A 23,112-nucleotide genomic window follows, 5' to 3' on the forward strand; every position below is an offset into this window, starting at 1 on the left:
AATTGTTAGCGAGGGTGCGTTTTTCGACCTTGGGAAGGGAAGGGCCGGAATGAATGGAGTTGAGGACTGGCGGGCCGCGCGGCTGGTGCGCCGTTGTACTACAGTCGCGCCGCGCCGTCGTCACCGCCGGAACCCCGATCCGGGCACGGACCCTAGAGGGCACAGAGCGGATCACCTTTCCCGCGATAGCCGGCCGAGGGTTGGAGAGCTTCCGGTGCGGAGACAGACGCAGCAGGTCCCAGACAGCAACGCGAGTGCCGGCTTGTGCCCCACAGTGCGAGGTGGCGGCCGCCATAGGCCGCCCGCGGGGTTGAGGCTCTCGAGCAGTCCGAGGGAGTCCAACGAGCCAACGTGCAGCGGGGTGGTGTTGCGGCGCACCACGGTGGCCGCGCGAGCAGTCCGGGACGTGCGGATCCGGGTGATGCTGACCGGCTGGTTTGGGACTGGACGAACGGAATGATGGAATGTTGTGATTGGGGCTGGCCGGGCGTGGACGGAAGCCCGGTGAGGACGGCGGCCCATTGCGGGAGCCAGGCTGGCGCGGCGCACGATCCTGTGCCAGAGGCGGCGGACGCCGCTCGGACGAGCGGACCGATTAGGGTTCACCGCGCAGGCCAGACCAGCCCACGCCTCGCGCGTCCGTGCGATCAGGGTGGGCGGCGAGTTCCTCTCGATCTATTTCGTCGGTGGTCGTCCGTAGGCTGGCGGTATGGACTTCCTTATCAGTGTTGGTCTCATCGATTGGCCGGCCCGCAATCAGTTGGGAGCCCGCGACGCGGGACGCCGGGCAGACGAAACGCGCATGCGGATCGTTCGACGGTACCTCCTGCCCGACGGCAACGGTAAGCATGCCGCGCCTGACCGCGGAGCAGCTCCTGCCGACGATGACGGCCGGGCCGCACACGGTAAGCGCCGCTGTTGATCGCGGAGGATTGCGACGCCCGCGTTCACGGCGCTGCGCGGCTGCTGATCGAGACCGAAACGGGTAGCCGCTATCTGCTGGACCCGGTTGCCGGGACGTTGACGCGCGAACTGCGGGGAGTGCTCTCCAACGACCTCCGTCGGGACGGCGAGCCCATCAAGGTCCTGGCGGTGGTGCGCCTCAGGGTCGGTTCCCGGGCTGTGTTCGCCTTGGACTTGAGGTTGGATGGCGTGACGACCTTCCGACCGGTCACCGTCGTACAGCGCATCAGTGCCGTGCAGGATCCCGTGTCGTGACTCTGCTGGACGGTGGAGGAGGGGTGCGCGTGGCGGCGGTCATGCTATGCGTGCGTGGTTAAGGTGCGGCGTAGCCATTCCTGGTCTCTTGCGATGTGGACGCCGTCGCGGAGGATGTCGGTGAAGATGCGCGCCGGTGCGATTTGCGAGCCACGTAGACCAGCTGGCGCCGTTCGTGGGGGAGGTTACGTTGAGTGCAAGCATCAGGTCGGTGTTCGCGCGCGGATCGGGCGGTATTCGCCGCCGTCGACAAATGTCCGATAGGTTGTGCCGTTGTCCGCGGGCCCCTGACCCGAAAACGGTTGCTTGGAGCGGTTGTTCGTCCCAGACGGCGATTCAGTCGGCCAGGAATTGAACAACTCGACGCAGGAACGGCCCCTGATCGCCGTGTACCGGTGATCCTTTTCGGTCTGGCGTGAGCATGCCTTCATGATGCCACGGCGCCGTTGCCGACGTACCTGGCGATTGACAGGAATCGCTTTTTGAAGTTGATCCCCGGAGGGCGGGCCTAATCGCCGCACCACCATCAGGCCACGTCGGCGATGATGCTCCGCCATGCGCCCGGCTCGATCGCGTAGTCCGGGTCACGGGTGTCGACCGCGAGCATGGCCTGCTCGTCGTCGAGCAGGGGAGCGGCGTAGTACTGCAGGGCCAGGGACAGCGCGCGGGTCGGGAATACCGACTCGCGCCCACGGTAGCTCTGGTAGCGGAACGCGGCCCAGCGCAGGGCGCCCATGAGGGAGTAGACCATCGACTCGGCCTCCTCGGGGCTCGGGCCGATGAGCTTGTAGGAGAGTTCTGCGCGGTGCAGGGTCGCGGGCCAGCCCTTGGGGCCGGCGGCGAGCAGCGCCATGCCGGCGTCGTCGGGGGCGTCCACCAGCGCTGAGAGCAGGGCGTCCAGGCGCAGGTCGGACGAGGACGGGGGGATCAGGTCGGTGGCCGCGTCCCACGCGAGGGCGCCGCCGTCGTCCATGACGGTGTCGCCGTCCGCGGTGGTCTGCAGGTTCCGCCACGGGTCCTCGTCGGGCAGCGCCTGCATGAGCATGCTGATGGCCCCGGTGAACAGGGACGCGACCGACTGCGCCTTGGTGGTGGCGATGTCCACGATGCGGCGCTCGTACTCGACCTTGCGGCGGGCGTCGGTGAGCGGCTCGGTCACGGTGACGATCCACGCGGAGATCCAGGTTTTCTCCGTCGGGTGCAGGCGGAGGGAGTCGGGAAGGATTTGTTGGGTCATGGGGATTCTCCTTGTTTGTCGACGCGGCTTTCGCGTCCGGTAGGGCTTGAGAGCGCGGACTGCGCCGTTCGGTTCGCGTTGCTTCATCCAGACCATGCGGCCGCCCGCCAGGTGCTCTCAACGGTGTTACGCGCTGGTAGGGACCGCGGCGGGCACCGGTTCGGATCTGCGCTCATCTGCCGTTTCGTCCGTCATGCGGTCCGCACGGGTTTGGGTAGGTCAGACAGGTCGTGGGCTGCGTGGCTTGCAGCGGTCCCGTTGTCGCGGGCATGCTCGGGGCGGTTCGCCTGCACCGAAACCACCATCCTGTGAGGAGGCACTACATCGTTCGTCCTTGGCGGTTGCTGGGGTGGCGTTGGTGGTGCCGGTTACCACTGGATGCCGAAGTGGTTTCTGAATGCTCGGATGACGGCGTCCCCGTCGTCCAGATGGTCCACGGGTCGCGAGGCGGCTCCGAATTGCGTGGTGGGGGCGGTCATCCACATCAGAACGCTGGCCGGCTCGATGAGCAGCTCGTCGGCGGCGGCTTTCAGCCGGCCCATGAGCGGCCTGACCCGTCCGTCGACCAGCTGGAACCCGGGGTAGAGCACGCTGCCGTTCCTTTCGGCGCCCATGAGCATCTCGGCGCCCTCGAGGTCCTGGACCGCCGAGGCGTCAAGCAGTCCGTACTGCGCTTCGATCCGGCGCCAGACGCGGTCCCCAGCCAACTCCCGGACCCACTGGGACGCGCTAACACCTTGACGCCGGGCGGGGATGATGGCCGCCTCAATCATCCGCTCCAGCGCGGTAGGGCGCAAAGGACGACCGCCGGACCCCACGGGTGTAGGCCCTTCATCGGCCAGCGTGGCGTCGACCAGTTCGATCCACGCCGTCGCCTCAGCTGTGGCGGGCACCGTGCTCTCCCCGGGGGAGGGCAACGCAACGTCAATGCGTCCAAGCAGTTCATCGAGGCCTGATTCCGCTGCGGCCAAGCGCGCCAGGACCATCGCGCCGAGCGGGTCCCTCGACCAGACGGCTCGGGCCGAGGCGAGGAACCCCGCCCCGTCAACCGGCGAAATGTCCACGAGGGCCGAGGTGGTCCGGATTGTGGGGACACCGTTGCCGCGCAGGTCGAGAAGAAACTGCCCGGCACCACCGTGTTGCAGGCACACGAGGCTCAAGACGGGAAGCCGTTCGCCGCCACCCCGCAGGCTGCTGGACCCCGCGTCCCATCCTCCCATTGGCTCCGCTTCGGCCGGGAAGCGGGCCAACAGCGTGGCGTGCGCTCCGACCTCCAGAAGGTACACGGAGCCGGAGGCCGTTCGGAGCCGGAACGACGCGGGCCGAGGATCGTGCATTTAGTCCTCCTTAGAAGTGGTTGCTGGACCCGTCCGCTCGGACGCGGTGCGCGTCGTGGTTGCGATTAATCGCGCTGCGGGGCGCCGCTTCCGGGCGGCGGCACGGCGGCCGCCGTCCCGGAAGCAGCTAGCGCACTTGGCGCAATAGGCGTTTCAGCAACGGTCCAACCGTCACGGCACCCGGGTCGGGGCTCCGCTGGCGGGACCTGCCCAGCGGAGCGCGTACCCCAGGAGCCCTTCGATACGGCGCGGATCCTCACCGAGGTGCCCCAGCGATACGTTGCATCCGAAGCAGAGCAGCGCGCGCACGGCTCCGGTTCCATGATCGTGATCGACGTTCAGGCTCTTCTTCTCGGCCGGTGGTCCGCCGCACGCGGCGCACAACCCGCCCTGTGCCGCGAGCATGGCATCGAATTGCCCCCGGGCCAACCTGTACGTCCGGGCCCGGACATACTCGCGCACTGCGCGGCGGCAATCCGGGCAACGGCAACCGGAGACGTAACCGGAGCAGGTCCCGTGCGCATGCGTCCCCTCGGCGGCCTTCCGCGCCCGCCATTGAGCCAAGTATTCACGGTGGGCACCCTTACACAGGTCGCAGCGGCACCCGGAGGTGTACGAGGAATTTGTGCCGTGAATGTACGCGCCGGCCTTCTCGTGCCGAGCCGCGCGCTTGACCCTATACGCCCGGCCCCCCGCTTGGCACAATGCGCACCGGCATCCCATCGTGTACCCGGTCAAGGTCGCGTGCGCGTAACCGCCCGTGACCCTTTTCTGCGCCCGGTACGCTTGCGTCGCCGCGCTGTGGGCCGCCCGGCATTCCTTACAGCGGCATCCGGTTCGGTATCGCGAAGTCTTCCCATGCGCGCTGCCCGGCAGTTGTGCCATTTTCTCCCCATTCCCTACGTAGCGCCCCCATGGCGCCTGGTCGGAGACTACGGAAAGGGTCCGACAGTTTGGACCAGCGCGCTTTTCCTTCGGTGCCGTGGGCACCTCGGCCAGCCGGCATGGACGTTGCCGCTCCCGGACGTGCCGGCACAGCGTCTCTCCCGGGGACGCCGACGCTTCCGTAGCAGCTAGCGATGGCCACAAGCACAGGAGGCTGCCCCGCAGCCCCAGCTGGTCGCTAAACGCCCGCGCCACGCGTTCGTAGCCGGGCACTGGCCGGTAGCCATTGGGCCACCCCGAACCGATCGGTGGTCTACCGATTCTGACCCGGCCGGCGGCGGACGCGCTCGGGCACATCCACGACCGCACTCCGGTGATCGTCCCGCCGGACCTGCAGGGGGACTGGTTGGATCCGGGCACGACGTCGAAGGACGACGTCCGGTCGCTGTTGGAGGCGATCCCGGACCTGTAGCTGGTGCCCCGGGTGATCGGCAAGGAGGTCGGCTCGGTCCGCAACAACAGGGCGGAGCTGACCGCCGCGGCGGGTTGAGTGTGCAGGGCCTTTCAGCGCCGGGTTGGTTGGCTGGCGCGGGCCGCGAATGCGTCGAGGGCGGCGAGGATGTCGGTGGCGACCCACACCTGTGTTCCACGGACCTTTCCGGCGGGCTTCAGGATTCCGGCGGCCACCAGCCGCTCAGCCGACCGGAAAGCGGTCGCGGCGGGCATCGAGGTGTGCGCGCCGAGCAGGGCTGCCGTCACCGCTGGCTCGGCGGGGAGGAGCTCCAGGACACGGTGAACCGAGGAGGGGCTGCGGGGTACGCGGTCCCGGTAGCCGGCCACCACCGCGCGGACCTCGGAAACGAGCTGCCAGCGTAGCGTGCGCAGCGAATGCGGGGGAGGGGCGGGAATGGGGGTGGCAGACCACCGACTTGCGAACGTACGCAGGGGCACACCCATGCAGGTGGGAGACGGCCGCCGCTCTGCGGGGTCCGACGGAGGAATCGAACCGCGTCTCGGTTGCCCATGGGTGCCTGCCAGGGGTTGGTTCATCCGGTATCTGGCGGGCTTCTCCCAACGCGTCGGAGCCGGTCGCTAGGCTGGCATCAACGAAGGGGCGGACTGATGGAAGCGTATATCGGCCTAGCGGCCCAGATGCTGTGGAGCGTCATCATGCTCGGCGTGTCCTTCTACTTCGTACGCGAGCTCATACGGGGACGCCGGCAGGAGAAACACGATGCAGCCATGCGCAGCGCGTGGCTGCGGGCCAAGCTCGACGAGGTCCGGGCGAAGTCCCGCCAGCGCGGCTTGTAATACGCTCTGCCGGCCGTCGCCGCGCCCGCCGAATCCCAGGGGCTCGTATCGGTGGCCACCCCGTGACGCAGTGCCCCCGGCGGGGCGCTCCACCTTCGGGAATCTCGCTCCCCAGACCGGCTGCGAACCGAACACAAACCCGGCCACTCTCACGGTGTATACAACCGAGAGGGAAATCCCGTGCGTGTAAACCCCATAGCGCTTCGGCACACCGCCAGTGCCGATGTGAACCGCCTGGCCAACGCGGCGGCGGCGGCGTGCCTTCGGCATGCCCGACCAGCCGTTGCCCCGGACGGACACGCTCCCACGCTGGATGCCCGACGTGGCCGCGCGCGGACGAGCTACCGCGACCCCGCGCCGGGTTTGGCCTCCTGGGGTGGGGGACCGCGCGGCGATTCGGCAGGCAACCCTGCCAACGGAGCGAGGCGCAACGTCGGAAATGATCCGTTGGGGATCATCCACTACCGCCCCGGGGGCAGCCACCTCGACTCGCCTGCCGGTGAGTCCGCGATCGCCACCCTGTCGCGCATTTTGGCCCGCCGCTGGATCGCCGGCTGCCGGGGCCAGCGATGACCGGCTACCCGGCGTTCGTGGTCCATTCGCGCGCCGACCCCCGGGCGCTGTCGACCGTCGAACGGAACGACCCGTACTGGACGGAGAGCTGGGTCTCCGGATCCCAAGCGGTGTGGTCGCCGGCGGGCAACCCCCGGGGTGGGACCGGCCTGACCCCGGAGACAGCCCTGCGGCTCTTCTCCGATGTCCGCCGCCGGGCGACCGCCCTGGGACTGCTCGCCTGCCTGGACGCCTGGGGGACCGTGACTGCCGAGCAGGCCGCGGTCATCACGGGGGACATGGCGCTGCTGGACCGGCGCACGATGGTGCCGCGCGCGCTGGAAACGCTCGGTCTCCTGGAGATGGGGACCTATGCGAACCGGCAGTTGCGTCGCGGTTCCACGAGGCCCGTGTGGCTGTACCGGCGAAAGCCATTCGGGCACCGCGCACTCGCGGGTCTGGCCAAGGAGCTCACCGACGGCGAGGTCCGCGCGGTGACGGGGGGCCTCCCATGGTCCACCGGCGCCTCGTTTGACCGGCACAACATACTGGCCGTCGAGCTGGCCATCCGTGCCGCCGAGTACCTCCCGGTCTGCGCGGTTTTGGGGGAGAAGTACGGCCAGGCCAACATGCTCACCGCGCAGCCGACCGGGGCGTACACGCACCGCGCCGATGCCCTCCTCATTCGACAGGACGGCCTGCGCATCGCGATCGAGGTGACTGCCTCCCGTTCCGCCCGGTTCGATGCCAAGGTCGCCCGCTGGGTCCGCTTCATGGAGCGCGAACCGCTCGCCACAACCGGCCTGGTCGTGTTGTTCGTCGGGGTCCCGCACCCGGGCGACGTCAGGAAACGCGGCGGGTCCACCGAGATCCGCCAGGCCATCCGGAAGGCCCTCCGCTTCCACCCCGAACGCGCGAAGTTCTCTCCGGCCGGGCGTATCGGCGTGGTCGACTGGGAGGACTGGTTTCCTTCCGGCAGCCACTTGAGCGACGCGTTCCTGAGTCTGGAAGCGTCCTTCCAGGTCGGCCGCGGCAGCGTGCCGGCGGAGCGGTGGCTGAGCGTGCCGCTGGCCAAGATATCGTTCGACCCGGCGGACAGCATCGACCCGCTCGCGCTCGTCCGGACCGCGCACGGGTTGTTGCACGTCCCGCACTGGCTGCGGCCGCGGTAAGCCGCCGGCGCGCCAGCGACGAGCCCCGGCCGGCAGGCCCAACCACGGTGGCTAGGCGCGGAGGAGAGGACATAAAGGAAGGGCGGGGCGAGGGAGCCCCCCGGGGACCGGGGGGGGCGAACCGCAACCGGGGGCGCGAGGCAGGATCCACCAACTTGCGCAGCCACCGCTCCTGCGCCCGCGCGGCGAACGCCCTGGCGATCCGACCCCTCCGACCGTCAGCCAACAGGTCGTGCCGACGCAGCCCATTTCCCGCGCCACCGACATCCGCCACGTCCACGGGGACATCCATTTCCCCGCACTCTCCGCACCCGCCTCGCCCACACCCGTAGTCCGGTCCGCACAGAGGGCCCGCGCCCGGGGTCCGCATCCGGCCTATCCGCACCGTCCGTCCGATCCACAGCGGCACGGGTCACCGGGTTCTCCCCGACGGACCGTCCGCATAGTGCTGTCCCTGCCTGCCGGAGGCACCCGCCCCTTCTGGTTCCCAGCCAGTCCTGGCGTTGGCAACCGGCTGCGCTGCGCGCCCCATCCCGCCGGTCGCACGGGCGATCCTCTCCCCGACCCCTTGGTGTCCTCCGCGATGCACCGCGTAGCGCACGCCACACCGGGGTCCAGCACCGGCGAGCCACACACCACCGGAGCCCAGAGCCGCAGGCTCATGCGCCGCAGGCAACCCGAGCCCCGACCCATCGTTTCTCCTCCGCCACAGACACCCATAAACGACTACTAAGCACGGCACCGCCAAAATGGCACGGAACTGGCGATCCAGGGCGACCCGAGTCCCCGTCCTGGCGTCGACCTCGCGCCGTTCTCCGCAGGCCCGCTGGCGCCCGGCGGCACCTAAATCACCAAGTGGTGTCGCTTTCTGGGGGAAGGACGTGCACGGGATTGACTGTCTCGCGGGCCCGCTTGAGATCTTCGGGGGGCCCGGAACTGCTTTCTGGTGGCGCGACGCTTAGGCCGATGTTGTCATTCCCGACGCGCGGCACTACACGTCCATGGCAAGCGACAGGCAACCGCCTTCGAAGTAAGTGCCTCGAAGCCCACTCAGTGGGGCTACCCCCAACGATGTGCGGCCTCATGTTGGGCGGAGGGGTGCCTCTTCCATGATCGTCGCACAGCCGGGAACAGACTCAACCGCACCGGTTAATGGGCAGGTCTGCCTACATCGCCTCCGCGCTGGGCATTGATGGTTCGGCCGCGACCGGCATGCACATGACCACAGGATGTGGTCGGCGGAGCAGACAAGGCGTGCAGCGCAGGAGACGCCGTGTGCGCCCTCCTGACGGTCCGTTCTACGCCGCGCGCTGGAGTATCGGCGCCAGCGCTCCGAGGCTCTGTGCGGGGCAGCTGTGTCGGTCCGCATGTACGTCGGGCGGACAGGACGGCAGGGGGGCAGTAGGTGACTCGGCGCCACAGGCGGTGCAGGGAAACGTCTTCTGGATCTGGGCCTTGACGCCATGGAGGATCCGGCGACGGGCCCCAGTGGGCGGGACCAGCGAGTGCCGGCACCATGGCCCGACGTCCGGGAGAGATCAGAGGTCGCTGGCGGTCGGGTGGTCCGAAGGCAGGCTGCCGCGCATTTTCCTGCAAGACCCCAACTTACCCGTGATCTGGGGCCCTTTATCTCACTCGCTATGTCCCCTCCCCCCTGTCTATAGACAGGGGGTGGAGGGGGGACATACCGGCTGGTGTCGCTATGTCCCCAGCGTCGTTGGGGACGTTAGGGGATGGAGGGATCTTGGTTGACACCCGTCGGAGGAGTCGGCCCATAGGGGTTGGGTGCAGGGTACGGAGCGTCGCGATGAACGGCCGCACACGGGTCCTGGTGCGGAGGATGCAACGCCTTCGCAACCGACTGTCGAACAGCTACGCATCGACAGGCGGCAGAACGGGTTCCCCTGCAGGGAGCCCGCCCGAACGGCCGGCACAGAACCCGGCCGCAACAGTATGAGGAAAGAGGAACCACCGCATGCGCAGTACCACCAGCACCCATCCGACTGTCCCCGGCATCGTGTTCGCCACGCTTGCCGAGACGGTCGAGTCACTCGAGGCCAATGGCCGCGAGAGCGGCGAATCCGGAATGTGGCAGTGCCCGGCCCACGACGACCGCACACCGTCCCTGTCCATCAGCACCAGCGCGAAGGGCGACGCGACACTGGTGAAGTGTTTCGCCGGCTGCCCGGCCGACGAGATCGGCGCGGCCCTGGGGCTGCGCACCAGCGCGGCGGGGAAGCGCCGTACCGCGAACGTCGTCCCGTTGTCCGCCAAGCGGGCACCCAAACAGGAACCCGCGGAAAAGCAGCCCAAGGACCTGGTCATCACCCGCATCAAGACGAACACCTACCCGTACAAGTCCCCCGAGGGCATAACCCTGTGGTCCAAGGCCCGGTACCGTCAGGTCCACGAGTCCGGCAAGGTGTCCAAGACCTTCACACAGTTTCCGGCCGTGCCCGGCAGGACCGTCTCCAAGGTCGTGGCGGCCTTGGTCGAGGCCGGCACGCCCGTCCCGGTGTACCGTGGCAACGACGTCCGCAAGCTGGTCGCGGACGGCAAGACCCACGGCGTCGTCGTCGAGGGTGAGAAGGACGTCGACGCGCTGTCCGCCAAGGGCTACCCTGCTGCGTGCTCGTTCGGTGGGGCAAAGGGCAAGGTCGACCTCGCGGACTGGGACGTCTTCGCCGGCTGCGAGCTCGTCACCATCATCGCCGATAACGACGAACCCGGCGCCGAGTACGCCCGCCTCGTCACGGCGCAGCTCACCGTCCGCGGCATCGCGTCCGAAATCCTGCGCAGCCCGCTCGAGACGCCCGGTGCCGATTGGTGCGACCACGCCGAAGCCGGGCTGTCCTTCGAGGACCTGATCCCGCTGTCCCCCGTGCCGGCCGCCGCCGGGAACGAGGACGGGCGCGACTCAGACTCCGACGGGGAGGTCGACTGGGAAGCAGAGGGATTCCCGGAAGGCGACGCCGGGGACTTCGACAACTCGCAGGCCGATCGCAAGGAACAGGCCCCGTCGTGGAGGCCGGTGGACCTCGCCCGGATCCTGTCGGACACCGTCGAGGAGGAGACGGCGACCGTGCTCACACGCAGCGACGGGGCGTGCCTGTTCTACGCCGGCAAGGTCAACGGGGTGTTCGGCGAGAGCGAGTCCGGCAAGTCCCTGGTCCTGCAGTGGGGCGCCGCGGCAGCGATCCTCGCGGGCAAGGACGTTCTGATCATCGACTTCGAGGACACGGCGAGGACCGTCGTGCGCCGCCTGCGCGGAATGTTCGGCGTCACGGACGAACTGATCTCCCGGCACCTGACGTGCATCAACCCCGAGCAGCACTTCGACTCGACCGACGAGGAGGGGGCGGCGTTCGAAGCGCTCTGCAAGCGGAAGTTCGAGCTGGTCATCATCGACGGAGTGAACGAGTCCCTCGGACTCGCCAGGGCGTCGCTTCTGGACAACGGGGAGGTCACCGAGTGGAACCGGACGTTCCCGCGCCGCGTGGCCTGGGAGACGGGGGCGGCTGTGGTCACCATCGACCACGTCAGCAAGTCCAAGGAGTCCCGCGGCCGGTTCGCGATCGGCGCGCAGGCGAAGCTGGCCTCGATCGACGGCGCCGCGTACATCGTCGATGTCATCGAACCGCTCGGCAAGGGCCGCACCGGCACCCTGCGCCTGCTGGTGGGCAAGGACCGCCCGGGCTCTGTGCGGGGCGTGTCGGGCCCGGTTGGTGCGGACCGCACGCAGGAGACGGCGCGGTTCACCGTCGACAGCACCGACCCGGACGACGTCAAGTGCGCACTCGACCCGTTCGACGCCGACGACGCAGGGGCGAAGGACTGGGTGTACATCATGGCCGACAACGTTTTCCGGTTCCTCGAGAACCGGCGAAACGGCGCGTCGGCGAAGTACACGGAAATCGAGGACGGCGTCAAGGGCAACAAGAAGACGAAGAAGGACGCAGTCCAGGCCCTGGTCGACAACGGATACGTCACGCTCGAAAAGGTCGGACGGGCACACATGTATAACGTCGCGGAAGGGGTGCGGTTCTACAAGGGAAGGCCGCTGCGCCGCGACGGCGTCGAGTACGACGTCCCGGAGAAGTACCGGTTCGACGGGGGCAACAGCGAGGAAGAGCGCTTGGCCGCGTGGGACGAAGAGTGCGGCCGTATCGAACCGGGCGCCGCCGGCCAAACGGGCAAGCAGTTCAACAGGTCCGCCGCCGAGACTGAGTCCGCCGAACCCGACGGGCACTGGGCTGGCACCGAGGACAAGGGGTGGACCGACGACGATTTCCCGCCGTTCGTGTGGGGAGCCGACGAGGACCTCGACTACGCTGCCTAGGCGGCACGCAGGGCACGTGCGGCAGGGCCCCGGGCTTGACCAGCCCGGGGCTGGGCGGACCTGCGCGACGAATTCCCGCGTACCTGCCGGGCTACTGGCGGACGAAGCTGTCGCAGGAGCCGATTTCGAAGAACTGCCCGTTGCGCAAGGTGACGACGGCCTGGCCCCGGACGATGTTGTTGTCCACGATGTCCGCGTCCGCCTCCGACGAGGACAACCACGCGTAGTAGCAACCCACCGGGTTGTCCCCGTTGGGACCGGTCGTCTTGTATTTGCCGGCCTTCACGTCGACACCGACCTCGTAGAGGCCCGAACCGATGGTGTTCGCCTCGCGGTCCGCGACCGCGCCGTCGAACTCCTTCTGGTCCGACTTCAGCTGCTTTTCGGCTGCCGCGACCACCTTCTCGCGCTCCAGGAGCTTCTCCGCGGCGGTCTTCTGCTCCGCTTTGAACTCGGCGATCGTCGACTCCGCGTCGGTGGTCGCTTGGCTGGCCAGGTCCTGCTGCTCCTTGATGGCGTCCTCGTGTCCGGTCGCGTCGGCCTCCAGCGCGTGGGCGCGCGTGGTCGTCGTCGCCAGGGACGAGCGCAGGGTGGATACCTGCTGTTCGAGTCCCGCGATGGGGGCGGATCCGACGGAACCGCCGACGGTCCCGCCGACGAGCAGGCCCGCGGCGGCGGCGATCCCGGCCGGCACGAGTACCGCCCTGGCCATCCAGGGCTTCCTCGTCCTGGGTGCGCGCGGTGGTGCGACGGGCGGCTCGGCCCCGAAGTGCGGTGGTTGTGGCGTGTTGTCCATGGTTCCCCCCGGAAAATGCCGTCCCTCTGGATGGTGCGGCCTTGCCGTGATCCTAGGTCCGAGCACGGACGGTTTGGGTGTTTACCCCAAATTGTTGCGGAAACGTGCTGGAGTGGCAGGCGGGGCCAGCGAGTTGCTATGAGGGTTCCGGACCCGCATCGAAACCTATGCCTAAGCGGTGCACGTACTCCCAGCCGATCGCCGCTTCGTTAGGTGCGATTGAATTGGCTGGATGCAAATGATGTAGCGATCCCTATCTTCTGAAGCCCTGCCATGTGGAAACGCCGCATGACCACGTCATGCATTCTCGACGAGTCCCGCCGACGGGTGCTCCGGTCCCCGCAATGCTGCTTCCGCGCTGGACTCCCCAAATGGGGCGACTTCGCTTCGGCGGCGCCCTCCACCTTGGAATCGACGACCGCCGTTAGCCAATCGAATACATATTCGATTATAGTGACCGGGTCGGCACGTGAGAATGCCGGTGCGCAGCCTTTCCCCGGTTGCGCTGGGAAGCGGGCGCGCCCCGTCCTTGAAGGGCGGGGCAACGTCCCCCAAGCGGGCCCAGTGGTGAACAAGCACGACGCGGAGAAATCGTTGCAGACACACGTGAGGCGGACCGGGAGCTAACGGCGCCATACCAGGCGAAAGCAAAGGAGCCGGCAACAGCCTCGCCTAAAAACCAGAAGCCCGCCTCATCCAGCCGCGTCAACAACTCCTGCCCAACGAGTTTCCGCCCAACACCCACCCTGACGACTGGGAGCCAGACTGCGAGGACGAGCGGGGACCGCGGTGCAGGAGTTCCACCAGCGGGACTCCATGCTGCAGGCGCCGTGGGCTGACAACTTCTAGCGGATGCCTGCTAGCGTTCCTGACGGATATATTCTCAGGAGGAAATTCTCAGGAGGAACTTTGGACCAGATCGTCGCGGACTACGTTGCGCGAGGTTGGCGCGTCGCAAGTCGCACCGAAACGCAGGTGATTCTCACCAGACAGCGCCAAATGCGCATGGTGTTGCATACCCTACTGACGATTTTCACGGGCGGTTTTTGGCTCATCGTCGTTTTGTTCCTGTGGCTCAACCGTAAAGACGATCGGGCCACCGTCACGCGGCGAGCCGATGGAGGCACGGATATTCGCGAGACCCTGTCTAACGAGCACCATAGACAATGAAGATCGGCCGCGACCCGGTACACAGAAGTCCACTCAGCCGGGACAGCTGACCAGAACGGCCGCACGTCCGGCGCCATCGAATCGCACGCCATCGGGGCCGACCGTTCGGTCACCCGATCGTTCTACACGGCACCAAGCAGGTCTTCGCCGTCATCATCCTGGCCGACGCCGCAAACGGCGTGGTCCTGGAGGGGGCCGGCGGATACGCACACCGGGTCCCGGCGAACTCCGGCGCAGCCTTGACCGGGACCGCAAGAGACGACGGCACCGGTAAGCCCGCGGGCAGGAAGGTCAGCCGCTGAGTCGTCGCCACAGGGGGGGCCAGAAGTTTCGGGAGCTATTTTGCCGGCAGATCGTCGAGTTTGTATGTGAGCATCAGAGCGGCGTCATCTATCAGGTACCGGGGAATGTCGGGTGTAGCGCTCACCTTGAGCACGGCACCGTCGGAAGTAAGGTCAACGCCAGCGATCACAGCGCCGCAAGCATCCGCCGCTGCAACGGCTACATCCAAGTCGTACAGATCGAGGTCCGATACCCGTTCGATTGAAGCAGCTTCGTGCGGATCATGGGGCGCCTGGCGGTAGGTACCTAGGGGTCGTCCGTCTACTACTAGGACGCGCGTAATGCTCCCACCCCACATCGCGTTTTCTTGCTCGATCCATGGCGACTGAATTCCGAGGGGCACCCTATGTGGTGCGCCTCCGGCAGCCAATTCCCCGACGACGATTCCACTGCCACCTATTGCAGACTTCGCGATGTAACGGCGTCTAACTAGATGCCCTGGCAGGACGACTTGATAGGGGACAGCGTCCACATCACATTCGGCCAAACGGACGTAAGCTGACCGCCAGTCAGAGCACAGGTCCAGCGTTCGAGATGAATTCCATACGGGCACGCCGCGTTGTTCGTAGGCTTCGAGTATAGGCCGTACTGCAGGAAGCATGGATGCAGGCAACATCCATGCCACGGCGTCCACATCGAACGCATCGTCACGTTGGTAGACGACTTCGCCATTCTTGACCTGGAATTTAGGGGAGTCCAGCGCCAACCACTCCGTCCCACGGCGGGAAAGTGCCAGACCCAGCGGTGGCCGTCCGCGCATGCCCGTGTCCATGACACCTATTCGTTTAACTGTCATGGTCTACAGACGAATGAGAACCTGCGTTTTTGGGTATCATGCTTACCATCACTAGGGATTCTTGCGCATACACCGTTGGCATGTCGTCGGCCTCCGCCCAGAGAGCGCATTTGAGGAATCTGGAGCTCGCAGCCATGTTTGACTTCCCGTTGATCCCGTCACCTCGTGTGGCGGTAGTCTCAGACTAGCGATGTGCACCGAGTGTAGGTACATCACGCGTCTAGGGATGCACCGACTTGGCGCCGCCGGTCCTTCGGATTATGGAAACCCACAGGTGTGGGTACTCAACGGTTTCTTCCCGGGTTGGTGGCCACTCGAGGCTAACCAGACTCCGGAGGATCGCTACGCTTTCTCGTACCCTTCAACCGGTGTCACGCTCCAGGAGGACCCGCTGGTAGGGGCCCCGGTAGCCGGTGGCGTGCTCGAGATGGGCGATCCGCCAGCCGTACGCGGCCGCCCCCGGGTCCAGCGCCGCCAGGACGGCGCCGTCGCCGCGCAGGTCGGTGCCGTCAAGTTCGTCGACGCCTTCCAGGTTCGCGGTCCCCTCCCAGCGGTCGGCGGTGGGGTCGAACTTGTCCGGGACGTTGACCGCACCGGCCTGCGGGCCGGTGAACAATTTGTCCCCCCACGGGTACCGGGACATGGGGAAGAACCCGGCGCCGGCCTCCCGCGCGGACAGGACCTCCAGCAGCCGGCCCCGCCACTGGGCGCGGGGAACATCCTCCAGGCCGAGGTCGCACACGTAAAGCGGGAACCCCCACCCCGACTGCGCGGCCAGGTACGCCCCGTCGCCCATGGCGACGAGCCGGACCACCTCTCCGGCCGCGGTGGTCCAGGACACGTAGTGCGCCCGGTCGAAATATTTGTGCGCGCCCACGGCGCCGAGCGGGGACTTCGCCCGCGGGGCCACCGGTTTGGCGGCGACCCGGCGGACGGTCGCGGGGCGGCCGACGACCGCGTCGCACACCGCGTCCACGAGCGCGACCACGGCCGCTTGGGTCAGGTGGTCGGAGGAGGCGACGACGTCGTGCGCCCCCAGCGGCTCCAGCCCGCCCATCCGCAGCCGGACCACCACCCAGCCGGCTTCCTCCAGCAGCGTGTTGCGGCGCCGGTCGGTGACCTCATCGCCCCGGTGAGTGTAGGCGGGGTCGACTTCGATGCACACGTTCGCGCTGCGCACCATGTAGTCCGGGGTGATGAGCGGGTGGTTCCCGCGGACCGGTTCGTAACCGCACTGGACCGACAGGCGTTCCTTGCGCAGCGGGATCCCCGCCGCACGCAGTTTCGCTTCCACGGCCCGCTCCAGGGAGGAACCGGCCCGCGACTTGGACGGCACGACGGTCCCGACCGGGTACTTGGGGGTGCGCACCTTCGGGGGAGGGGTGCCGCCGTGGGTTTTCCGCGTGGGCGGGTCGGTCCCGGGAGGCAGCGTCGCGCACCAGCATTCCCAGCACGCGCGGGAACCGCCGGCCTGGTTCCGCCAGGCGGCCACGGACCCGCACTGAACGTTCGGGGATTCGAGGAACCGGTGCCCGGCCGGGCACCGCCAGAGGACCTTCAGCGGGGACGTCGAGGCGAGGTCCCACGGCCCGAAGCGTTCGTCGGACCACAGGTCCAGCACCTCCGGGCGGACCGCGGCGACCGTCACCTCCGGTTTCGGTGCCCGGCGGGGCAACCCCCACGCCTCCCGCGCGTCCGGATCCACCAGTCGTTCTCCCATGCCGTCCCCTTTGTTAACCGCGTAGCAGGCGCCCGTGCCGGCTCCTGCGCCGACCGTATCTGGGGCCTCCGACAGTTTGGTCGGCTGTGGACCGAGCGCGCGGTTCTTTGTCGCGAGATCCAGGACGGTAGACAGCGATGAGGCCCACGTCGTTGACTCCAAGTCGCCAACATTGACGGCCACAGTCCTTCTGCTGCTCAACACGAATTGGGACAACCAGAATTTGGATCCAAATCCTTGGCTCCTTACGAACCGCCAGCAGTTGTCTACGACGGTTGAGGCCCTGCTTGGCCGATCCGAAGTCCTAGCCCTACTCGGAGTCGACCGCGAAGACATCGACAAGCGGGCGGAGAAATTGAAGGGCGCCATCGCTGCGGCAACTGTTAAGCAGGAGGAGTTGGATCAGGATGCTTTGAACGTGGCATCAGTCCCGGAGGAGGCACACCAGCTATTCCGAACGCTTGTAACAGACGCATGGGAAGAGAAGCGATCCATGCTTGCACTGTTCCTTTCGGCTGGCGGTCGGCTGATGCAGGATGTCGGTGATGTTCCGACGAAGAGGTTGGCTTTGGCTCCCAGGCTGGAGTCCAAGCTGTGGGCCGTGGAGTACGCGAACCCATTTGGCTTTGGCTACATAGCCCAGCACTGCGGGCAAGAACTAGCGCAAGGCGAGAATCGACACCTCGTAGCAAGAATGCGCGATTCGGGCAGCACCGAGCACGAGGTCGAGTCCATCCCGCACGATTCGGACTGGGACGACCTACCGTCCCGGCTAGATGAGCTCGTCCGGCGTATGCGCGATGAGGGCTACCATCCATCACTACTTCTCCATCCTCGGAGTCGGCAACTCATTCGTTCGTTACCTGTCGAACCGATCGTGGATACCGAACTCTTAGATGGCCGAACAGCCAACATCAGAGGGCAGCGATGGGCTGATCGTTGCGCACACGTCCCTCATCGACGACCAAACCATTCTTGTCGTGGATTCCCGGGCATGGGGCGAATTACGGGAGGGGACGGAGGGCAGTGGAGGCGGCATCGAAAGGCGAGGGTCGCGCAGGACACGTTTCTCGAACTGCACAGTTCGGAGCAATACAATGCGGCGGCTTAGCAGTGTTGACCATAGGCGCCGACCTTGCCCGTAGACGTAGGGCCGGTCCTGAACTTGGCTGTCGTCGCGTTTCATGTAGGGCTCCGGATTGAGCTGCCCAAAGCCCACGTGAAAGGGAACGTGCGGGTGCCTTCGGTATTCGGCTCCGGTTGCGACGGTCCCATGTACACGTCATTAGGCATGTGCGCCTGAACCACCGCTTAGACGTGTCAGATTAGGACCCTGCACCGTGCACTTGGTGTCGCGTCCGTCCGACTCCTCGGTACTGCTGAGCAACTCGTCGGGGAGCATGAGCCGATTGGCGAGCGTTAGCTTCAGCGCCTTTTCGATCAACTCCGCCAAAGTCACGCGGTGCACGGCGCACTTGGGCGACAAGACCGAGATCACCCCGTTGTCGAAGGTCGCCAAGCGGTTCGGGATCGACCTCGGTTCGGTCTGAGCTCACAATACGAGACGGCATAGGAATACGGTGGGTGCATGGACGCAATACTCGAGCGACGTGCCGTCGGAGACATCGCGGGATCATTCTTCGTTCCCGCGTACCAGCGCGGCTATCGGTGGGGGGCCGAGGAGGTCGGGCGTTTGCTCGACGACATTTGGACGAGTAACGGGGACCCCTACTATCTACAGCCGGTCGTCGTGAAGCCGATGGGGGAGGGCAGGTGGGAGTTAATCGACGGACAACAGAGGCTGACCACGTTGTTTCTCATATTCCAGTACATGCGGAGCGAGGGCCTACAGAACGCCGGCGCAGGATTTACGATCGAGTACGAGACGCGAAGCGGAAGCGCAGATTTCCTGAGCAGTCCGACGGAAAAGCGCCGACGCGAGAACATTGACTTCCATCACATCTTCGCCGCCTACGCGCACATCAGCCGATGGTTCGATAAGTACGAGCACCGCAAGCAATGGGCCGCGAACCGGTTCTACGACTACCTTTTCGAGTCGGTCCGAGTGATTTGGTATGAAGCCGGGAAGGAACTTGACTCCATCGCGCTCTTCACGCGATTGAACGTTGGACGGATACCGCTCTCGGATGCCGAACTCGTTAAGGCTCAATTGCTCGCCAAACTCCAGCATTGCGCGGGTTTCTCTGACCGTAGCGAGCAGACCGCCGCTCAGTGGGACCAGTTCGAACGTGACCTCCGAGTGCCGGAGGTCTGGTCGTTCGTAACCACGCTTAGCGAGGATGAACCGACGCGAATTAGCTTGATTTTGGATACCCTCGCGGATCGTCGCGGAGGCACACCACCAGATGGGCATCGACCGCGGTACTACACGTTCGAGACGCTGCGGCCAGTGATCGACGAGGACCCGCAGGTGTTCTGGGACGACGTGGTTATGCTGCATTCTCTTATCGTCGGCTGGTACGAGGATCGCGACATCTTCCACAAGGTGGGTTACTTGGTGGCGACCCGCAAACACACGTTCGCGGGCCTTCTCGAAGCAGTGACCGGGCTGACTAGGCCCGCGCTCCAGGCCGTGCTCGATGAACTCATCGCCAAGCATTTGGACTTAAGCGCTGGCCAGGTCGCTGACCTTGACTACCAGAAATCGGGTTCGAGATGCTCGGACGTCCTCCTCCTGATGAATGTGGAGACAGTCCGCCTGCGATTCGACTCTACGGAGCATTACTCGTTCCATGCGCACTCACGTGGCGTCTGGTCGCTCGAACACATCCACGCGCAGAACGCCCTTGACCTCAAGCGCGACGAGAAGGTGTGGACCGAATGGCTCCGGCTTCACCGCGGCGCCATCAGCGACGTCCCGAGTATCGACGAGGACCTACGCAAGAACCTCTTGGCCGAAATCGACGGCGTCCTCGCGGCGATCGCCAACCCTCGGGTCGTCGCGGTGGGCACTCAGTTCGATCAGACCAAATCCCTCGTCGAGACTGCGCTAACCGAGGGAAAAGCTGATGGCGATGACGGCGTGCATACGATCTCCAACCTTGCGTTGCTAGCGAGCGGCGACAACAGTGCCCTGTCGAACTCGACATTCGAAGTGAAGCGGAGGGAGATCATCGGTCGGGACAAAACGGGCTCCTACATCCCCCCTTGCACCCGCAACGTGTTCCTGAAGTACTACACCGACGCTGACGACCAGCAGATCCATTTCTGGGGAGTTCAGGACCGAGAGGCGTATCTGGACGCGATTCTGGAGGCGATCCAGCCGTACCTGAGGCCCGACCCTGAGCTGAACGATGAGGAGTTCACCCCGTGAAGGGACACAAGACAACATTCGCCGGGATGTTCGGCCACGCGACGGGTGAAATGCCGAGGGTCGCACGAATCGAGATTCCCCTCATCCAGCGCGACTACGCGCAAGGTAGAAAAGGGGAACTCGTCGAGACGATTCGACATGACTTCCTCGATGTAGTCATCGAGGCGGTTGTCGGCGGCGAACCCTTGAATCTCGATTTCGTTTACGGGGAGATAGAGGACTCGGCGCTCAAGCCGTTGGACGGACAGCAACGCCTCACTACGCTCTTCCTCCTGCACTGGTACCTCGCGGCGCGAACCGAACGACTGGGTGACGCGGAAGGAATCCTCAAGCTGACGTACGCGACTCGCCCGACAGCCGAGCTCTTCTGTCGGCAGCTCGTGAACCCGCAGCATCCACTGACCGACGACTTCACCGTGCCATCCGAATGGATCACCAACCAGTCGTGGTACCTATATGCATGGCGGCACGATCCGACGGTCCAGGCGATGCTCGTAATGTTGGACGCCATCCACGATCGACTCGGCAAACCGCACGTCAATCTCGAGGAGGCGTGGTCGCGCCTGATCGCCGAGGATCGGCCGGCGGTCTCGTTCTACTTTCTCCCCCTTGATGACATGCCTTCTGGGGACGAGCTGTACATCAAGATGAATTCCCGCGGGAAACCGCTGACAGACTTCGAGAACTTCAAGGCCCGATTCGAGAAGCTACTCTCGGGGGGGATCGACGCGGAGAGGTTCGACCGCATCGTTCACAAGATCGATGGTGCCTGGACGGACGTCCTGTGGCAGTTCGACGGTGGCGACGACATCGTCGACGACGAGTTTCTTCGGTACTTCGAGTTCGTGGTCGAAGTGTGCGAGTGGCGGGACGGTGAGACGATGCAAAGCGCAACCCTGCTCGAGCGCACAGAGCGGGCTTTCGGGCCCGCGAATCCACGACGTGAACGGCACCTGGACTTCATGGAACACGCGTTCGACACGTGGGTGGGTGTTGACGACGTCCGCGCGGTGTTCGCGAGCGTGTTTACCGATTCGGATTGCGCACAAACGGCAGCCGACCAGAAAAAGATCCCGCTTTTCGACGCCACCGACATCAACCTGCTTGCGTCCTGTTTGCGCAGTTATGGCATTAAGCGTGGACGCAACCGTCAATTCCCCTTGGCGGAGACGCTGTTCCTGCTCGCCGTGCTTGTTCACCGGCAGTACAGAACCGATGATTTCGCGGCGCGAATTCGTGTCTTGCGCAACCTCATCGACCTTGCGGACAACGAGGTCCGTGAAGCTCGCATGACAGACCTTGTTCCGGGCGTCGAGATGTTGATCAGAGGCGCGTCGCTCGAGGAGCTTCGTGGTTTCAACCCCGATCGAGTCCGTGACGAGCAGGCAAAGCAAGCGTTCAACGGCACTGATCTCGAGGTGGTCATTCATCGCCTTGAAGATCATCCGCTTCTCCGCGGCCGAATCTTCGCGTTCGATCTGGATCCAGCAACGCTTGCGGCGCGCGCCAATGCATTCGTACGAGTGACTGAACCGAATGCGTGGGGACTCTTCGCTGCCTCGCTGCTCGCCAAAGGTGATTATGGCTTCGACCTCGGCAGCGGGCGTGTCAGACAATTCGGAACACCCGCGGTGAAGCAGGCGTCGCGATGGCGGGAAGTGTTCTCCCACTCCGGCCGCGGGAGAAACGGCGAGCTGCGTTCGGCACTTGCCGCCCTACTTGACGAGGTCTCCGCCTCCGACGAACCCACGCTGAACAGCCTGGCGCGCGCTGTCGCTGAGTTCGTCGCCTCCCGTCACGCATCCGGCAGGCTCGACTGGCGCTATTACTTGGTCGCCTACCCAGCAATGCGCGAAGGCGCAACGGGGATCTACTACGGCGAGCACCGACCCACTCGGGGAATTTGGGGCTACTCGATGTGCATGCTCCGCACCGCCTCGTTGACGGGAAGCGCCTACTATCGAGACCCCTACCTGCTCGCGATCTACCGCGCCAGCGCGGTCGAGGACCGACTCAATGACCCTTGGTTTCGAGGTTACGAGACGGCACCGCGATGGCTTCAGTTCTCGCGGAGCGGCGGCGGCATCCGGTGCGTCGAAGAAGGCTTCCAACTGGCAGCGCCCCAGGATGCCGACGCCTCAAACCGTTTTCACGCGATTTGTCGGGCGCACGGCGCCACAGGTGCGGGGTTCCTCCCCATCCGCCAGGTAGAGGTCGATGGAGAACTAATCGATGCGGAGGATCGAGTCGTCGTAGGTGCCGCACTCGTGCGGGCGCTGGTCGAAGCGGGAATATAAACTCAACGGCGTACCGTGGTCATCGCCTCGTGGTGGGAGGCGAAAAGTTCTACTCCAACATGTCACGGCCAACATGAAGTATACGTCGGCGGCGGCCCCGGCCGACCGGGATGCCCCCGCACGCGGGACACGTGTCCAGCGATCACCCGGATTTTTTTCTTGGTCCTGGCCGGCTGGAGGTGTCCCGGCGAGGGACCGGCTTATGGGCAACTTCTCACTCTCCATCAGATGAGGCATTGGTGTGACGGTGTCGACGCCACGGTCGATGAGACGATTCCCATAAGACCTGCCCGATAAAATGCCCGGTGAGGGTGCGCTAAACGCTACAGGTCAAGCATGCTCATCGGATACGCCCGCGTCTTGACCAACGACCAAGACCTAGCTGGCGGTGGGTTTCGGTCGTTCGGTCAATGGGTCTCCTTGGCCCGGGCAGCTCCGCTGGAAGGGAGTCCGGTGCGGGTTGGACCGGTGACGGGACGTCTTTTGAGTTGACGGGCAAGCCGGCAAGCCGGCCACGAACGTTTGTACCTTGCCGGCACGGGGCCACGACGTTGCTATGCTCACGATGGTCCACGAGTGATGAGTCCTATGGGGGGGGTTGCGGAG

At 65.7% G+C, this 23,112-nt stretch carries 16 protein-coding genes; 9 read left to right on the plus strand and 7 right to left on the minus strand.

Translation table 11 applies throughout. From position 1 onward, the window contains the following. Positions 1-918 precede the first annotated feature (918 nt). Positions 919-1,218 (plus strand): hypothetical protein, encoded by a 300-nt coding sequence (locus ACHAAJ_RS03805; RefSeq protein WP_435726600.1) that lies wholly within the window; start codon positions 919-921, stop codon positions 1,216-1,218. Positions 1,219-1,744: 526 nt separating this feature from the next. Here the strand turns inward: ACHAAJ_RS03805 and ACHAAJ_RS03810 are convergent. The 3 genes from ACHAAJ_RS03810 to ACHAAJ_RS03820 form a co-directional block, all read right to left on the minus strand. Next, positions 1,745-2,455: a hypothetical protein gene (locus ACHAAJ_RS03810; RefSeq protein ID WP_435726601.1), complete on the minus strand. Its 711-nt coding sequence runs from the start codon at positions 2,453-2,455 to the stop codon at positions 1,745-1,747. Positions 2,456-2,823: 368 nt separating this feature from the next. After that, positions 2,824-3,792, minus strand: a complete 969-nt coding sequence (locus ACHAAJ_RS03815) for a hypothetical protein (protein WP_435726602.1) — start codon at positions 3,790-3,792, stop codon at positions 2,824-2,826. A 171-nt stretch (positions 3,793-3,963) separates the two neighbouring features. Continuing rightward, positions 3,964-5,034 carry an endonuclease VII domain-containing protein gene (locus ACHAAJ_RS03820; protein ID WP_435726603.1) on the minus strand — a complete coding sequence of 357 codons (1,071 nt, stop codon included), beginning with the start codon at positions 5,032-5,034 and terminating at the stop codon, positions 3,964-3,966. Here ACHAAJ_RS03820 and ACHAAJ_RS03825 point away from each other — a divergent pair. Beyond that, the gene (locus ACHAAJ_RS03825) at positions 4,964-5,149 is read left to right on the plus strand and encodes an SOS response-associated peptidase family protein (RefSeq protein ID WP_435726604.1); all 186 of its coding nucleotides are present in this window, start codon (positions 4,964-4,966) and stop codon (positions 5,147-5,149) included. The two genes, ACHAAJ_RS03820 and ACHAAJ_RS03825, sit on opposite strands and share 71 nt — an antisense overlap. Positions 5,150-5,241: 92 nt before the next feature. Here the strand turns inward: ACHAAJ_RS03825 and ACHAAJ_RS03830 are convergent, their stop codons facing one another. Further along, a complete protein-coding gene (locus ACHAAJ_RS03830; protein ID WP_435726605.1) occupies positions 5,242-5,634 on the minus strand; it encodes a Fic family protein in 393 nt (130 codons plus the stop codon). A 165-nt stretch (positions 5,635-5,799) separates the two neighbouring features. Between ACHAAJ_RS03830 and ACHAAJ_RS03835 the strand changes: the two genes are divergently transcribed. The 3 genes from ACHAAJ_RS03835 (at position 5,800) to ACHAAJ_RS03845 (ending at position 12,051) form a co-directional block, all read left to right on the plus strand. After that, positions 5,800-5,988: a hypothetical protein gene (locus tag ACHAAJ_RS03835; RefSeq protein ID WP_435726606.1), complete on the plus strand. Its 189-nt coding sequence runs from the start codon at positions 5,800-5,802 to the stop codon at positions 5,986-5,988. 569 nt (positions 5,989-6,557) lie between these two features. Then, positions 6,558-7,712: a hypothetical protein gene (locus ACHAAJ_RS03840; RefSeq protein WP_435726607.1), complete on the plus strand. Its 1,155-nt coding sequence runs from the start codon at positions 6,558-6,560 to the stop codon at positions 7,710-7,712. Positions 7,713-9,687: 1,975 nt separating this feature from the next. Further along, a complete protein-coding gene (locus tag ACHAAJ_RS03845; protein WP_435726608.1) occupies positions 9,688-12,051 on the plus strand; it encodes an AAA family ATPase in 2,364 nt (787 codons plus the stop codon). A 91-nt stretch (positions 12,052-12,142) separates the two neighbouring features. Here ACHAAJ_RS03845 and ACHAAJ_RS03850 read toward each other — a convergent pair whose 3' ends face one another. Next, positions 12,143-12,763 carry an Rv1352/Rv1906c domain-containing protein gene (locus tag ACHAAJ_RS03850; protein WP_435726609.1) on the minus strand — a complete coding sequence of 207 codons (621 nt, stop codon included), beginning with the start codon at positions 12,761-12,763 and terminating at the stop codon, positions 12,143-12,145. A gap of 993 nt (positions 12,764-13,756) precedes the next feature. On the opposite strand from ACHAAJ_RS03850, the gene ACHAAJ_RS03855 reads away from it, so the two are divergent. Further along, positions 13,757-14,017: a DUF8108 domain-containing protein gene (locus ACHAAJ_RS03855; RefSeq protein WP_435726610.1), complete on the plus strand. Its 261-nt coding sequence runs from the start codon at positions 13,757-13,759 to the stop codon at positions 14,015-14,017. 337 nt (positions 14,018-14,354) lie between these two features. On the opposite strand, the gene ACHAAJ_RS03860 is transcribed toward ACHAAJ_RS03855, so the two are convergent. Beyond that, entirely contained in the window at positions 14,355-15,155 is an 801-nt protein-coding gene (locus tag ACHAAJ_RS03860; protein WP_435726611.1) for an ATP-grasp domain-containing protein, read from the minus strand. 361 nt (positions 15,156-15,516) lie between these two features. Then, positions 15,517-16,875 (minus strand): putative endonuclease domain-containing protein, encoded by a 1,359-nt coding sequence (locus tag ACHAAJ_RS03865; RefSeq protein ID WP_435726612.1) that lies wholly within the window; start codon positions 16,873-16,875, stop codon positions 15,517-15,519. A gap of 1,400 nt (positions 16,876-18,275) precedes the next feature. On the opposite strand from ACHAAJ_RS03865, the gene ACHAAJ_RS03870 reads away from it, so the two are divergent. The 3 genes from ACHAAJ_RS03870 to ACHAAJ_RS03880 are packed head-to-tail and all read left to right on the plus strand — an operon-like array spanning position 18,276 to position 22,506. Continuing rightward, entirely contained in the window at positions 18,276-18,425 is a 150-nt protein-coding gene (locus ACHAAJ_RS03870) for a hypothetical protein (protein WP_435726613.1), read from the plus strand. Between the two features lie 38 nt (positions 18,426-18,463). Next, positions 18,464-20,209, plus strand: a complete 1,746-nt coding sequence (locus tag ACHAAJ_RS03875; protein ID WP_435726614.1) for a DUF262 domain-containing protein — start codon at positions 18,464-18,466, stop codon at positions 20,207-20,209. Continuing rightward, positions 20,206-22,506 carry a DUF262 domain-containing protein gene (locus tag ACHAAJ_RS03880; protein WP_435726615.1) on the plus strand — a complete coding sequence of 767 codons (2,301 nt, stop codon included), beginning with the start codon at positions 20,206-20,208 and terminating at the stop codon, positions 22,504-22,506. The genes ACHAAJ_RS03875 and ACHAAJ_RS03880 overlap by 4 nt, the downstream gene beginning before the upstream one ends. Positions 22,507-23,112: the final 606 nt, after the last annotated feature.

Origin of the sequence: Arthrobacter arnarulunnguaqae (assembly GCF_051262515.1) — a bacterium.
Classification (GTDB): Bacteria; Actinomycetota; Actinomycetes; order Actinomycetales; family Micrococcaceae; genus Arthrobacter_N.

Coding starts and splice junctions, on each gene's coding strand:
- ACHAAJ_RS03810 (WP_435726601.1), bottom strand. CDS start 2,455: ATGACCCAACAAATCCTTCCCGACTCCCTCCGCCTGCACCCGACGGAG.
- ACHAAJ_RS03815 (WP_435726602.1), bottom strand. CDS start 3,792: ATGCACGATCCTCGGCCCGCGTCGTTCCGGCTCCGAACGGCCTCCGGC.
- ACHAAJ_RS03820 (WP_435726603.1), bottom strand. CDS start 5,034: ATGTGCCCGAGCGCGTCCGCCGCCGGCCGGGTCAGAATCGGTAGACCA.
- ACHAAJ_RS03830 (WP_435726605.1), bottom strand. CDS start 5,634: ATGGGTGTGCCCCTGCGTACGTTCGCAAGTCGGTGGTCTGCCACCCCC.
- ACHAAJ_RS03835 (WP_435726606.1), top strand. CDS start 5,800: ATGGAAGCGTATATCGGCCTAGCGGCCCAGATGCTGTGGAGCGTCATC.
- ACHAAJ_RS03840 (WP_435726607.1), top strand. CDS start 6,558: ATGACCGGCTACCCGGCGTTCGTGGTCCATTCGCGCGCCGACCCCCGG.
- ACHAAJ_RS03845 (WP_435726608.1), top strand. CDS start 9,688: ATGCGCAGTACCACCAGCACCCATCCGACTGTCCCCGGCATCGTGTTC.
- ACHAAJ_RS03850 (WP_435726609.1), bottom strand. CDS start 12,763: ATGGCCAGGGCGGTACTCGTGCCGGCCGGGATCGCCGCCGCCGCGGGC.
- ACHAAJ_RS03860 (WP_435726611.1), bottom strand. CDS start 15,155: ATGACAGTTAAACGAATAGGTGTCATGGACACGGGCATGCGCGGACGG.
- ACHAAJ_RS03865 (WP_435726612.1), bottom strand. CDS start 16,875: ATGGGAGAACGACTGGTGGATCCGGACGCGCGGGAGGCGTGGGGGTTG.
- ACHAAJ_RS03870 (WP_435726613.1), top strand. CDS start 18,276: ATGAGCCGATTGGCGAGCGTTAGCTTCAGCGCCTTTTCGATCAACTCC.
- ACHAAJ_RS03875 (WP_435726614.1), top strand. CDS start 18,464: ATGGACGCAATACTCGAGCGACGTGCCGTCGGAGACATCGCGGGATCA.